The organism is Bradyrhizobium iriomotense, assembly GCF_018130765.1.
GTDB classification, from domain to species: domain Bacteria; phylum Pseudomonadota; class Alphaproteobacteria; order Rhizobiales; family Xanthobacteraceae; genus Bradyrhizobium; species Bradyrhizobium iriomotense_A.
In genome coordinates this window covers 61,675-73,663 of record NZ_JAFCJZ010000019.1, presented here as the reverse complement: position 1 = coordinate 73,663, position 11,989 = coordinate 61,675, and the positions used below count along the sequence as shown (strand labels likewise).

The 11,989-nt window shown below is 61.7% G+C and carries 11 protein-coding genes and 1 tRNA gene; 8 read left to right on the top strand and 4 right to left on the bottom strand.

The window, feature by feature from the left end; genetic code table 11:
• The first annotated feature begins 6 nt into the window (after positions 1-6).
• The gene (locus JQ635_RS28060; RefSeq protein WP_211413009.1) at positions 7-327 is read left to right on the top strand and encodes a hypothetical protein; all 321 of its coding nucleotides are present in this window, start codon (positions 7-9) and stop codon (positions 325-327) included.
• A gap of 80 nt (positions 328-407) precedes the next feature.
• On the opposite strand, the gene JQ635_RS28055 is transcribed toward JQ635_RS28060, so the two are convergent.
• Entirely contained in the window at positions 408-986 is a 579-nt protein-coding gene (locus tag JQ635_RS28055) for a hypothetical protein (protein WP_211407597.1), read from the bottom strand.
• A gap of 181 nt (positions 987-1,167) precedes the next feature.
• Here JQ635_RS28055 and JQ635_RS28050 point away from each other — a divergent pair, with 181 nt between their 5' ends.
• The 4 genes from JQ635_RS28050 to JQ635_RS28035 all read left to right on the top strand — a co-directional run bounded on the left by JQ635_RS28050 (position 1,168) and on the right by JQ635_RS28035 (position 6,742).
• The gene (locus tag JQ635_RS28050; RefSeq protein ID WP_211413008.1) at positions 1,168-4,020 is read left to right on the top strand and encodes a penicillin-binding protein 1A; all 2,853 of its coding nucleotides are present in this window, start codon (positions 1,168-1,170) and stop codon (positions 4,018-4,020) included.
• Between the two features lie 10 nt (positions 4,021-4,030).
• On the top strand, positions 4,031-5,038 hold the full coding sequence (locus JQ635_RS28045) for a hypothetical protein (RefSeq protein ID WP_211413007.1): 1,008 nt from the start codon (positions 4,031-4,033) through the stop codon (positions 5,036-5,038).
• Between the two features lie 466 nt (positions 5,039-5,504).
• The gene (locus JQ635_RS28040) at positions 5,505-5,939 is read left to right on the top strand and encodes a CBS domain-containing protein (RefSeq protein WP_246583822.1); all 435 of its coding nucleotides are present in this window, start codon (positions 5,505-5,507) and stop codon (positions 5,937-5,939) included.
• A 428-nt stretch (positions 5,940-6,367) separates the two neighbouring features.
• A complete protein-coding gene (locus tag JQ635_RS28035) occupies positions 6,368-6,742 on the top strand; it encodes a hypothetical protein (protein ID WP_211413006.1) in 375 nt (124 codons plus the stop codon).
• A gap of 36 nt (positions 6,743-6,778) precedes the next feature.
• Here JQ635_RS28035 and queD read toward each other — a convergent pair whose 3' ends face one another.
• The 3 genes from queD to JQ635_RS28020 all read right to left on the bottom strand — a co-directional run bounded on the left by queD (position 6,779) and on the right by JQ635_RS28020 (position 9,068).
• Positions 6,779-7,135: a 6-carboxytetrahydropterin synthase QueD gene (gene queD / locus JQ635_RS28030; protein ID WP_211407620.1), complete on the bottom strand. Its 357-nt coding sequence runs from the start codon at positions 7,133-7,135 to the stop codon at positions 6,779-6,781.
• 82 nt (positions 7,136-7,217) lie between these two features.
• Positions 7,218-7,294 (bottom strand) — tRNA-Arg (locus JQ635_RS28025).
• A 274-nt stretch (positions 7,295-7,568) separates the two neighbouring features.
• On the bottom strand, positions 7,569-9,068 hold the full coding sequence (locus JQ635_RS28020; RefSeq protein ID WP_211413005.1) for an ATP-binding protein: 1,500 nt from the start codon (positions 9,066-9,068) through the stop codon (positions 7,569-7,571).
• 364 nt (positions 9,069-9,432) lie between these two features.
• On the opposite strand from JQ635_RS28020, the gene rpmH reads away from it, so the two are divergent.
• Genes rpmH through yidC form a run of 3 tightly spaced genes read left to right on the top strand, consistent with a single transcriptional unit; the run spans position 9,433 to position 11,860 of the window.
• The gene (rpmH, locus tag JQ635_RS28015) at positions 9,433-9,567 is read left to right on the top strand and encodes a 50S ribosomal protein L34 (RefSeq protein ID WP_008542748.1); all 135 of its coding nucleotides are present in this window, start codon (positions 9,433-9,435) and stop codon (positions 9,565-9,567) included.
• A gap of 27 nt (positions 9,568-9,594) precedes the next feature.
• Positions 9,595-10,002 (top strand): ribonuclease P protein component, encoded by a 408-nt coding sequence (rnpA, locus tag JQ635_RS28010; RefSeq protein ID WP_211413004.1) that lies wholly within the window; start codon positions 9,595-9,597, stop codon positions 10,000-10,002.
• A gap of 16 nt (positions 10,003-10,018) precedes the next feature.
• Positions 10,019-11,860 carry a membrane protein insertase YidC gene (yidC, locus tag JQ635_RS28005; RefSeq protein WP_211413003.1) on the top strand — a complete coding sequence of 614 codons (1,842 nt, stop codon included), beginning with the start codon at positions 10,019-10,021 and terminating at the stop codon, positions 11,858-11,860.
• The last annotated feature ends 129 nt before the right edge of the window (positions 11,861-11,989 follow it).

Genomic DNA, 11,989 nt, shown 5'->3' with positions numbered 1-11,989 from the left:
AATCCAATGATTCACGCCACTTGCCATACCGCCGACAATGTCCGCTGCATCGAGTTCGATGCCACGCCGTGGTTCAGCGAGGCCGATGCTCCGAGCATCATCGATTTGGCCCAACGAGGATGGACCAGCACGGCGATTGCAGAGTCCCTCGAGCACCGACGAGGATACGAAGGCTTGCACGACCTCATCGAATATGCGGCGAAGCGACTGCAATCGGAATCCCTGGAGGATCCAACCTGGGAAACCTTCGAGTGCGTCGTCGATGGACCTGAAGCCGTCGCCTGGCTCAAGCAGAACCGGCCCAACGTCGTGGCAAGGATCCCGTAAGCCACGAAAGGCGCTGCAACGGCGGCGCTTGATTGGCGAGATTGGTCGCTACGACTGCAAATCAATTCAAGCGCATAGCTTCACTCATCCAATTTCTTGCTCAGTTCAGGATCGAGCTTGGTCCGGTCGACAGACTGATAGAACGTGATAGGTCTGCATTTTCCTTCGAAATCCGCGAGAACGACGGCCGTCCACGGATTCGTGGTCTCGCTCGAACCGTCGCGGGGGTCCGGCATGACCTTGCGAGCAGCGACCACATACCAAGCGCGGCCAGCCGTTGCCGCCTTCGCAGCCGCAGCGAATTCATCCAATATCCCGCGCAGATTTTTGCGCATTTCTTCTTCAGTGTCCCCGCGGAGGTATTTTCGAGACGACTTTCCCGCCTCCCCGTACTCATGATGGATGTTCAACTGCAGTCGGGCATCGTCCACTTCGATCTTCGTCACCCGTGCCACCGCTCCGCCTTCGCGAAGATAATCTCGCACCCGGACATCGCAGGCCAAAAATCTGTCCGTGGGCGGCTGAGCAACGTTGGCTGCAGGGGAGACTGCGGCAAGTGTCCGGGTGTTCTTTTTTCGAGGAGCAGCATCCGCAGGCATCGTGGCGACGGCTGCGCTGAGAAGCGCCACGGCAAGCACGACTGGAAGAGGGGCATTCATGAGTGCGCTGCCAATTCGGTCTTTCTAAAACGCGCGGGCCTCGGCGTTGGTTCCGCGGCCGGGACGGAGCAATCATGAAGGCGCGGGGCGGCGGCACCCCAGGAACTTTTTCCTCAACACAGTCTTGTTTGTTATTGTTCTACGACCTTACGGAGGCGGCTTTTTCGACCGTCGGCCGGTCATGGACTCGATACTCATCAAGATCTTCGCCACGGCGCTTGCCTTCAGCCAGGTCACTACCCGGCCGGATGGGGTCAAGACGGAGTTCGATGCGGTGCGCGACCGCTTCGAGGTGGCGCAACTTTTGAGTGCCGGCTGCGTCCACATGCGCAGGGCTTTCGACATCGAGGACATCAACCTGGACGATCTGATTGCCACTGCCATGGATGACAAGGAGGCGTTGAACAGCGAGATCAAGGCGCTCAAAGGACTCAAGCTGGCCGATCTCCAGGTGGTCTATAGGCAGTTCTGCAAGGTCGAAAATGTGGAAGAGTCTCCAGTCGATCTTGGTCAGGTCATCGCCTTCTACAACAGCGCGGTCAAGGATCTGCCCGACGCGGCGCAGCTGAAGCACCTCAGGCTTTCCGGCACCAGCTTAGTCCTCGACAACAAGAGCGAGCGCCTTGCTGAGATCTACGCGCCGAACAACCGCCGCATCTCGGTCAAGCTTGCGGATATCCCGGAAGCGGTGCGCAACGCATTTGTCGCCGCCGAGGACAAGCGCTTCTTCCAACACGCCGGCATTGACGAGCGCGGACTGGTCCGCGCCTTCATCGGCAACTTCACGCACCCGGGCCGGCCACAGGGCGGCTCGACCATTACGCAGCAGGTCGCCAAGAACCTGCTGGTAGGCAACGACATCACTTACGAAAGAAAACTGCGCGAAATGATCGTTGCCTCGCGGATGGAGCGGGCCCTGACCAAGGCGGAAATCCTCGAGCTTTATCTCAACTCGATTTATCTCGGTCGCGGAGCCTGGGGCATCGAGATGGCGGCGCGGAGCTATTTCGACAAGCCGGCCAAGGCGCTCTCCGCCGTCGAGGGCGCCCTCCTCGCCGGGCTCGCCAAGGGACCGAACTACTTCAACCCCGACCACCACCCCGAGCGCGCGCGCGAGCGCCTTGCCTACGTGCTCGGCCGCATGCGGGACGACGCCATGATCGACGCCGCCACGGCGAAAGCAATATTGCCGCAGCTGGTCGAGTACCGGCCGACGCGACGGGACTTCGGCTTTCACTTCGTCGATCACATCGCCCGCGAGGCAAAGTTGGCCGCGGGCCTCGATACTCTCACCAACTCCTCCTACACGGTACGCTCGACCATCAACTCTGCCTTGCAGCGCGTAGTCGAAGCGACATTGCAGGAGGGCCTCGCACGGTACGAGCTGAACACCAGCCGCTACAAATTTGAGGGACCCGAGGCGAACATTTCCGATGCCGTCCGTCGTATAGCGGCCGAGCTGAAGGCCACGGAACCGGCCTGGCTCGCGGCGTTGAAGGCGACGCGGCTACCTCTCTACGACGTTCACTGGGAATCGGCGGTCGTCCTGGAGAATGCGCGTGGCAAGCGTGGCCACGCGATCAACGTCGGACTGACCGACGGAAGAATCCTGCCGCTGAACACCTGGAGCGCTGCGATCCAGCGCGGCCTCAAGCCGTACGATGTGGTCTACGTGCAACTGCGCGAAGCCAAGGGCAAGGAAGCGGCGGGTGCCGATCTGCGTATTCGACCAACCGTGCAGGGAGCGGCGCTCGTACTCGGGAACGAAACCGGCCGCATTCTCGCGATGGCGGGAGGCTTTTCGTATCCGGCGAGCCAGCTCAACCGCGCCGTCCAGAGTTTGCGCCAACCCGGCTCCACCTTGAAGCCGCTGACCTATCTCGCCGCCCTTCGCAAGGGATTGCAGCCCAACACGCTGGTGATGGACGAACCCATTACGCTGACACCGATCGGCGCGCACCGGGGCGATTTCTGGTCGCCGAAGAACTATGACGGCGGCGCCTTGGGCGCCATTACACTGCGGCGTGCGCTGGAAAACTCCCGCAATCTCGCCACCGTGCAGCTGCTCGCGTCCGGTCTCGACGACAGTGCCGAGCGAGGCCTCGACCGGGTCTGCGAGCTCGCGATGGAAGCGCAGCTCTACAAGAACTGTATGCGCTATTACCCGTTCGTGCTCGGTGCCCAAACCGTGCGGCTCATCGACCTTGCGGCGTTCTATGCAGCGATCGCCAACGAGGGCGCCCGGCCCCGGCCCCATGCGATCGAAACGATCGAACAGGACGGCCGACCAATCTACCAGCACGATCCGCGTGCGGTGGACTGGATCGGCTCCGCCGACCGCGCATCGTTTTACCAATTGAAATCAATGCTGCAGGGCGTGCTCGCGCGCGGAACCGCGCGCGTGGTGAAGCATCTTTCTCCCTTTGTCGGCGGCAAGACTGGTACCACCGATAATGCGGTCGACGCCTGGTTCGTCGGTTTCACAAATGACGTTACCATCGCCATCTGGGTCGGCTACGACAACAGCGATGGCGGGCGCCGCTCACTTGGCCGCGGCCAGACCGGATCAAAAGTGGCGCTGCCGATGTTCGAGCCGATCGTGCAGGCAGCCTGGGAGCTGCACGCGCCCAAGATGGCATTGAACGGCCCTTCGCGCGAAGCAATGCGTCAGCTCGTTACCCTGTCGATCGATCCCCATACCGGCGATCCCTCACCGGCCGGCTCCGGCCGCGCTTTCACCGAGTATCTCAAGAGGGATCCGTCGGGCAGAATCGATGATACGCAATTTCGGATCGTCTCGCGCGCAGAAAGCTACGCCTATCGTGGCGGTCGTAACGAAGACGACGGGCCATTCGAGCAGTGGTCCTACGACAACCGCCATTACGGCGATAACCGGCCGCCCTTTCCTTTCCCGACCTGGCGTCTTGGTCCGCACGAATATCCCTCCTGGCGCGGACCTCCCGATGACGAGGACCGCCTCCCGCGACCGCCGCTCCGAGTCGATCCCGATTATTTCTGGCGGCGGCTGAATTGAGCATTGACCCATGAGGCTTCACCGTACCGCTGTCCTCATCGTCGCCTGCGTGGCCGCTTGTGCGGGTGCGGCCGCGCAGGAATTCCAGCTGGAGGAGGTGCCCGCAGCCACCAGCGTCCCGATCGCACAGATCAAACCGCGCACCGTCATCTTCGCCGACCAACGCAACGACAAGCTCGCCGATTCCTCGACTGAGCTCATTCCTTTCGACGATTGGGCCCGCTCACGTCCGGTTCAGCGGCGCTTCCTCTCGCTCTTTCCGAGCTTCGTTGAGCCCACGCTCAACCAGCAAACGAAGCTGAAGCTCTCGGTCTACCAGGCGGAGGCGCGGTTTCGACTTCCAAGACCGGCAGCGGCATTGGATCTGTCACGGTATGCGAATGTCGCGTTCCTTGAGCAGATCGATCCGGCAGTCAAGCACTGGCCGATCAGTGCGGGCGACGATGTTCCCAACAAAGACGCGAGCGCCGCGCACAACCGTCCGCCGGATCGCCGCTGGTGCAAGGACGCGAACGCGATCTGCGTGCGGTCCCGTTACATGTTCGAAGGGAAAATTCCGGCGGGCATTCAGCTTGCCAACAAGCTGCGCGAGGAGAGCAAAAAACCGATTCCGGATTTCATCGAGTTCCAGAGTGAGATCATGTTGGTCACGCAGCCGCGCCTTGCCGAGCTGCCGACGCTGACAGGGCTCGACTCCACAGTCACCAGCGCGCTCGAGCAGAACATCTTTTGGGTGAACCAGGTCATCCAGTTCGGCAAGCTGCTTGCGGTTCTGCAACAGCATCCGACCGAGCGGGAAGCCGCCATCGCAACGGTCTACATCCTGATTGCGGTCAGGAACGACGTGCTGAACAAACAAAGGGAATACAGCAATACACCCGTTCTGCGAAACCTCGTGCCCGCGCAACTGCTCATGGGCAAGAGCTCCTTCAACAGCGGCGATTCGCTGAGCGCCGGCCTGCCGAAATATGCCAGAAGCCGCATCAAGGCGATCGCCAACATGATGGAGCGGGAATGAGTGGATCGTGTGCGGCAACGACAAATCGCGTTTGCAGTCGACAGGCGTCTGCCCCCTGGCAAACAGTCTCCGAGCCAGGGCAAGTCCCCTGCCCGCCGCCGCTTGCAAGATCAGTCGATCAAGAGGCTGGCACTCCCGATTGGGACTCCCATCTCAAAAATATCGCGGAATATCGTGCAATTGGTGCGCCATTCAGGACAAAAGTACGAACTCTTATATATTTGATATTGCTGTATAATTTCAAAGAACCCGGATTCGACAACCACCGCCCACACGCGCCATCAGACATGCCGGACGTCATTTCGTTTTTCGGAAACCTCCCACAGCCGCACCAACGAGTTGCCGCGCATTTGCCGCAGGCTCGATGCCACCAATCCTCATCACATCGTCTTGACGCATGATCTGGATCAATGCGCGTCAACCGAAGTAGTCATTGAAATACAGTTTACAGTGAGGGTTGCGTCCCATGGCAACCATTGGGCAGTTGCTGGACAAGAAAGGCCGTGAGGTCTTGTCCGTTGGTCCCGACGAGACTGTGTCTGATGCCATCAAGAAGATGGCGGACAAGAACGTGGGTTCTGTGGTTGTGATGGAGGGCGACAAGCTCATAGGCATCATGACGGAACGCCACTATGCGCGGAATGTGTTCTTGAAAGGCCGCACATCGCCCACCACTCCCGTCCGCGATATCATGGAATCGAAAGTCGTCTTTGTGCGGCCCGATCAATCTGTCGAAGAAGCCATGGCCATCATGACCGAAAAGGCCGTGCGCCATCTTCCCGTTATTGAGCAGGGAAACGTGGTAGGAATGATCTCAATCGGAGATTTGGTGAAGGACAAGATCAGCGATCAAACATTCGTCATCGAGCAGCTTGTGCATTACATACACGGCACGAGGTGAAGCGAGTTCGAAAACCCGCTCGTTGCCGAACGTCGCGATGCTCCCCAATTCCGGAGTCCTTTTCAGGCGGGGCTTGATAGCATCTCCCGAAGGACAAGCTTGATCGAGCGCGGCAAAATTTCAAGTTCAGCAAACCCAGGCAGTTGCGGCGACGAGATGGTGTCGAGCTGCATCAGTTCCACTTGATTGCGAGTGAGTTGCGGACTCGGTTTCGCCCGGCCGGAGCGTGCGCGATTGCGGCTTCCTTGCCCTCGAATGGCAGTGTCCGATCTTACAAAGCACGACCCGCGCGTCATCATACTTTGGTCCTGATCGTACTTTGGTCCTGATGCGGGACCGTAGTGACCCGGGTACATAGCATTGCGCCTGATCCATTCAGGCGGGTCCCGTCCGGACAAATTACCGGCTCTATTGCATTGGAGACGCGTATGGCTGGAAATGGATTGACGTCGATGGCCGCCCCATGCGCGGCTCATAAAGGTGCGGCTCATCAGGATGCGGCAGATCGAATCGTCTATCTGATCGTCGACAACATTGCCGGACGGCCCGGCAGAGCCGGCCGGAAAACCGAGGTCGAGCGGACTGACATCGAAACCGTCATCTCGAACCTGATCGCCGGCCGTTTCAACGACCCCGTCCGCATCGTCGCCTTCGATTCAAGGGGGCGTTGGTCGAAGGATATGTCGAGAGAGCTTGCGGAAGAAATCCAGACGCGTTGCGACATCGACACCATGCCCGTGCCGGAGCACATCCGGGACTTCGTGAGGAGCCATTGGGCCGCCCCGGCAGCGGTCGCTTTTTGATCTGGTCGTGCTGAACGGGTCACCTTGCGGTTGTCGTCACCGCCCTTGATATTCGGCCCAACAGTCCGCCGTTTCGTAAACTCGAATTGCGGAAAGCTGGTGGAGACGCGAGCCCAACCGGTCCCATATCCAGATCGCGATATTCTCAGCGGTTGGGTTCTCGAGTCCTTCGACGTCGTTCAGGCATCTGTGGTCCAGGGCCTCCAGGACGCCGGCAAAGCATTCTTCAATATCGAAGAAGTCCGCGACGAAACCCGTGTGCGGGTCCACGGGTCCCTCCAACTGAACCTCGACCCGATAGGAATGACCGTGCAGCCGGCTGCACCGGTGCGTTTCCGGCACGTTCGGCAAGCGATGTGCCGCCTCGAATTTGAATGCCTGCGATATCTTCATCGGATTTCCAAGGGCGCGCCCCATCGGCGATCTCGGGCGAGCGACCGGACGCTGCATTGCTTTTGCCTGCATCGGAAGAAACTGGCGCGCCCGGAACGATTCGAACGTCCGACCCTCAGATTCGTAGTCTGATGCTCTATCCAGCTGAGCTACGGGCGCGTTTTTCGCTGATAGTGCGGGCTTTAGCCCACACGCAGCCTCCGGACAGCGCCGGAGGGGTGCGAAAGAGCGCTCTGACTAACCGCTCTTGTCCCGGTTGGCAAGGTCCGGGATGGGGAGATTTTCGCGTATTTCCACCTTCCTGGCCGTCATTCCGGGGCGCGACGAAGTCGCGAGCCCGGAATCCATAAACACCAGCGGGGGTTATGGATTCCGGGCCCGGCCCTTTGGGCCGTCCCGGAATGACGAGAGACTATCGGCCCCTGGCCTAGCCTTACGCCCTCTGCCGCTCGTTGCGAATGGAGAGGAGTTCCACGGGGCGGTCGGGGATGACGATCCGGAAGGTGGCGCCGATGGTGCCTTCGACGAGGTGGATGTCGCCGCCATGGGCGCGGACGAGCTCGGCGGCGATGGCGAGGCCCAGCCCGCTGCCGCCGGGGCGACCGGAGGTCTGGAACGCCTCGAACAGGTGCTCCCGGGTCTTCTGGGGCACGCCGGGGCCGGTGTCGGAGACCTCCAGGATGGCGACGGCGCCCTCGCGTTTTCCCGTGATTCGGATCTGCTGCGCCCCGCCATCGCCGGAGGCGTGGCTTTCCAGCGCCTGGGCGGCGTTGCGGACGAGGTTGAGCAGCACCCGGAACAGCTGGTCCGGATCGGCATCGATCGCGAGCCCGCGCTCGATCGCGGCGACCCAGGCGATCGAGGCGTCGCTGGCAAGGCCGGCGGTCTCGCGCACCTCCAGCACCACCGGCTCGATCAGGATCATGCGACGATCGGGCGCGGCCTCCTGGGCGCGTCCATAGGACAGCGTCGACTGGCAGAAGGCGATGGCACGCTCGAGCGAGCGCACCAGCTTTGGCGCAAAGCGCTGCACCCGCGGGTCGGGCACGCTGGCGAGCTGGTCCGACAGGAGTTGGGCCGAGGCCAGCAGATTGCGCAGATCGTGGTTGATCTTGGACACCGCGAGGCCGAGGGCGGCGAGCCGGCTCTTCTGGTTCAGCATCGACATCAGGTCGCGCTGCATGTCCGACAATTCGCGCTCGGCGACGCCGATCTCGTCGCTGCGCTGGCTCGGCACGATGATTCCCGCCGAGCTTTCCGGGTTCTCGTGGAAGCCGACCAGGCTCGCGGTCAGCCGCCGCATCGGCCGCACGAAGAGATAATGGAGCGCGAGATAGACGAGGCCCGCGGTCAGGACGCCGATGATCAGGGCGACCACGACGACATTGCGGGAGAAACGGTACATCGCCTGCCGCAGCGGCAATTCGTCGGTCACGATCTCGACGAACTGGGCGTTGCCGACGCCGGGGCCGACGATGCGAATGGCCTGGTTGCCGGTCTCCAGCATCATCTGGAACGAGCCGGTGATCGCCTCCCACACGGTCATGTCGCGCAAATCGACGTCGTGCCCAATCGTAGCAGGCAGATTGTCGCTGGCGAGCAGCCGGCGCTGCTGGCCCATCTTGATGGCGACGGCGCGGGCATTGATGCTCTTGAGGATCTCGCGCGAGAGCGAATCGGGGACCATGCCGAGCGGGGCTGCATCCAGCACCAGCGCCGCCGTATTGGCGGCCGCAACGCGGTCGTTGAGCCGGTTGACCCAGAAGTTGGCGATGGCGGGCACGTAGAGCAGGATCGCGGCGATCATCACCAGGGGGACGGTCAGCAGCAGCAGCTTGCCCGACAGCCCAAGCCCCGCAGGCCCGCGCGGCCGCGCCGCGGGCGGGTCCTGCTGATCCGTATCCTGGATCGGCCGGAGGTCTGTCTCTGCCACGAAATTCGTCCTCGCTGATTTGCCCGGTGAACGATCTGGCGGATGAAGGATGCGGCCCGCCCCCGGCCCGGTCAAATTACGGATCGCTAATATGCCGAGGTGGGATGTAGGTGCTGATAGGGCGAGTCGCTACCTCACGGGTTAAAAACCCCGCACAAACAGCGATATTCACCGGAATCGTGCGCTTGTGCGGCGTTGACGAAAAGGGGGCGCTCGCATATAAGCCGCGCGAATTGTCCGCGATGACCCGGTGTGACGCCGGGAGCGGCTCTCTTGGGGCCGAAAAGGGCCCGTTTTGGGCCGCATCTTCCGGACTTTACCATCAATTCTACAGGCAAATTGCCCGGTCAGCGGAGAAAAACCCGTGAAGCGGACTTATCAACCCAGCAAACTGGTGCGCAAGCGCCGTCACGGCTTCCGTGCCCGTCTCGCCACTGCCGGCGGCCGCAAGGTTCTCGCCGCCCGCCGCGCCCGCGGCCGCAAGCGTCTGAGCGCCTGAGCCGGACCCCCTTTTTGGGATTTCATCATGGATCGGCTGAGGCAGCGGGCGGATTTCCTCGCCGTTGCCAATGGCGCGCGGGTGAATAGTCCCGCGTTTGTCCTGCAAAGCCGCCGCCGCGACGATCTCGGCCCGATCCGGATCGGTTTCACCGTCACCAAAAAGAACGGCAACGCCCCCGAGCGCAATCGCATCCGGCGCCGGCTTCGCGAACTGGTGAAGCGGCTCGATCCGGTGTCGATGCAGCCCCATCATGACTATGTACTGGTCGGCCGAAGGGACGCGCTCTCGCGCGACTTCGCCACCATGCTCGACGATCTGCGCATAGCCTTCTCGAAGCCCGCGCGGCATACGGCCAATGGGTCTCACAAGGGATCTGCGAAGGGGCGCGGCGAGAAGCCGGGCGCTGCCCCTGCCAGCCGCAAACCGGATTGATGACGAGACATTAGAGATGACCGACAATCGCAATACCATCCTCGCCGTCATTCTGTCGGGCCTCGTCCTGATCGCCTGGCAATATTTCTACAACGTGCCGCAGATGGAGAAGCAGCGCGCCCAGCAGCAGGCGCAGGTCGAGCTCCAGAAGACCACGCCGCAGCCGACCGCGTCCGCAACGCCGGGCGCCACGCCGCAGGCCGGCGGCGTGCAGCCCACGACGCCGGGCACGAGCCAGCAGGCCCAGCCGGTCGTTGCCCGCGACGTCGCGATCGCGGCCAGCCCGCGCGTCAAGATCGACACGCCGCGGATCGCCGGCAGCATCTCGCTGAAGGGCGGCCGCATCGACGACATCGCGCTGGTGCAATTCCGCGAAACGGTCGACCCGAAGTCGCCGCCGATCATCCTTTATTCGCCCTCGGGCACCGCCGAGCCCTATTACGCCGAGTTCGGCTGGGTGGCCGCGACCGGCGTGACGGCGAAGATGCCGAACGCCCAGACGGTGTGGCAGCAGGACGGCAGCGGCAGCCTGACGCCGACGACGCCGGTGGTGCTGAAATGGGACAATGGCGACGGCCTCACCTTCCGCCGCACCGTCTCGGTCGACGACCACTATCTCTTCACCATCAAGGACGAGGTGAGCAATGTCGGCAACGCGCCGGTCACGCTCTATCCGTTCGCGCTGATCTCGCGCCACGGCACGCCGCAGGTCTCCGGCTATTACATCCTGCATGAAGGCCTGATCGGCTATCTCGATGGCCTGCAGGAATATGCCTACAAGAAGATCGACGAGGCCAAGAAGGTCGACTTCAAGGCCACCAATGGCTGGCTCGGCATCACCGACAAGTACTGGGCCTCGGCACTGCTGCCCGACACCAATGCCCAGCTCCAGGCGAGCTTTTCATCGACCCTCGCCAACAACATCCGGGGCTACCAGACCGACTATCTGCTCGATCCCGTCACCGTCGCGATCGGCGGCACCGCGACCGCGAATGCGCGCCTGTTCGCCGGCGCCAAGGAAGCCGGCGTGGTCGGCGTGTTCCCGTTCGCCGGCCTCGGCGGCTACAACAAGGAGCTTGGCCTCAACCATTTCGATCTGTTGATCGACTGGGGCTGGTTCTACTTCATCACCAAGCCGATGTTCCTCGGCCTCGACTTCTTCTATCGCTTCTTCGGCAATTTCGGCATCTCGATCCTGCTCGTGACGGTGATCGTGAAGCTCTTGTTCTTCCCGCTGGCGAACAAGTCCTACGCCTCGATGGCGAAGATGAAGTCGATCCAGCCGCAGCTTCAGGCGCTGAAAGAGCGCTATCCCGACGACAAGGTGAAGCAGCAGCAGGAGATGATGGAGATCTACCGCAAGGAGAAGATCAATCCGGTCGCCGGCTGTCTTCCTGTGGTGATCCAGATCCCGGTGTTCTTCTCGCTCTACAAGGTGCTGTTCGTTACCATCGAGATGCGGCACGCGAAGTTCTACGGCTGGATCAAGGACCTCTCGGCGCCGGATCCGACCAACCTGTTCAACCTGTTCGGGCTGATCCCGTTCGATCCGACCACGATCCCCGTCTTCGGCCACTATCTCGCACTAGGCATCTGGCCGATCATCATGGGCATCACGATGTGGTTCCAGATGAAGCTGAACCCGACGCCGCCGGATCCGACGCAGCAGATCATCTTCAACTGGATGCCGCTGATCTTCACCTTCATGCTGGCGGGCTTCCCGGCAGGTCTCGTGATCTACTGGGCCTGGAACAACCTGCTCTCGGTGGTTCAGCAGAGCTACATCATGCGCCGCAACGGCGTGAAGGTGGAGCTGTTCGACAATCTCAAGGCGACGTTCGCGAAGAAGGCGACGTAAGTCTCACTCCGTCATTCCGGGGCGATGCGAAGCATCGAACCCGGAATCTCAAGATTCCCCGGTGCGCAATTGCGCACCTGCGGTCTGGTCCTTCGGACCATCCCGGAATGACGGTGCAAGCAAAGAGCT

Coding starts and splice junctions, on each gene's coding strand:
- JQ635_RS28060 (WP_211413009.1), top strand. CDS start 7: ATGATTCACGCCACTTGCCATACCGCCGACAATGTCCGCTGCATCGAG.
- JQ635_RS28055 (WP_211407597.1), bottom strand. CDS start 986: ATGAATGCCCCTCTTCCAGTCGTGCTTGCCGTGGCGCTTCTCAGCGCA.
- JQ635_RS28050 (WP_211413008.1), top strand. CDS start 1,168: ATGGACTCGATACTCATCAAGATCTTCGCCACGGCGCTTGCCTTCAGC.
- JQ635_RS28045 (WP_211413007.1), top strand. CDS start 4,031: ATGAGGCTTCACCGTACCGCTGTCCTCATCGTCGCCTGCGTGGCCGCT.
- JQ635_RS28040 (WP_246583822.1), top strand. CDS start 5,505: ATGGCAACCATTGGGCAGTTGCTGGACAAGAAAGGCCGTGAGGTCTTG.
- JQ635_RS28035 (WP_211413006.1), top strand. CDS start 6,368: ATGGCTGGAAATGGATTGACGTCGATGGCCGCCCCATGCGCGGCTCAT.
- queD (WP_211407620.1), bottom strand. CDS start 7,135: ATGAAGATATCGCAGGCATTCAAATTCGAGGCGGCACATCGCTTGCCG.
- rnpA (WP_211413004.1), top strand. CDS start 9,595: ATGGATCGGCTGAGGCAGCGGGCGGATTTCCTCGCCGTTGCCAATGGC.
- yidC (WP_211413003.1), top strand. CDS start 10,019: ATGACCGACAATCGCAATACCATCCTCGCCGTCATTCTGTCGGGCCTC.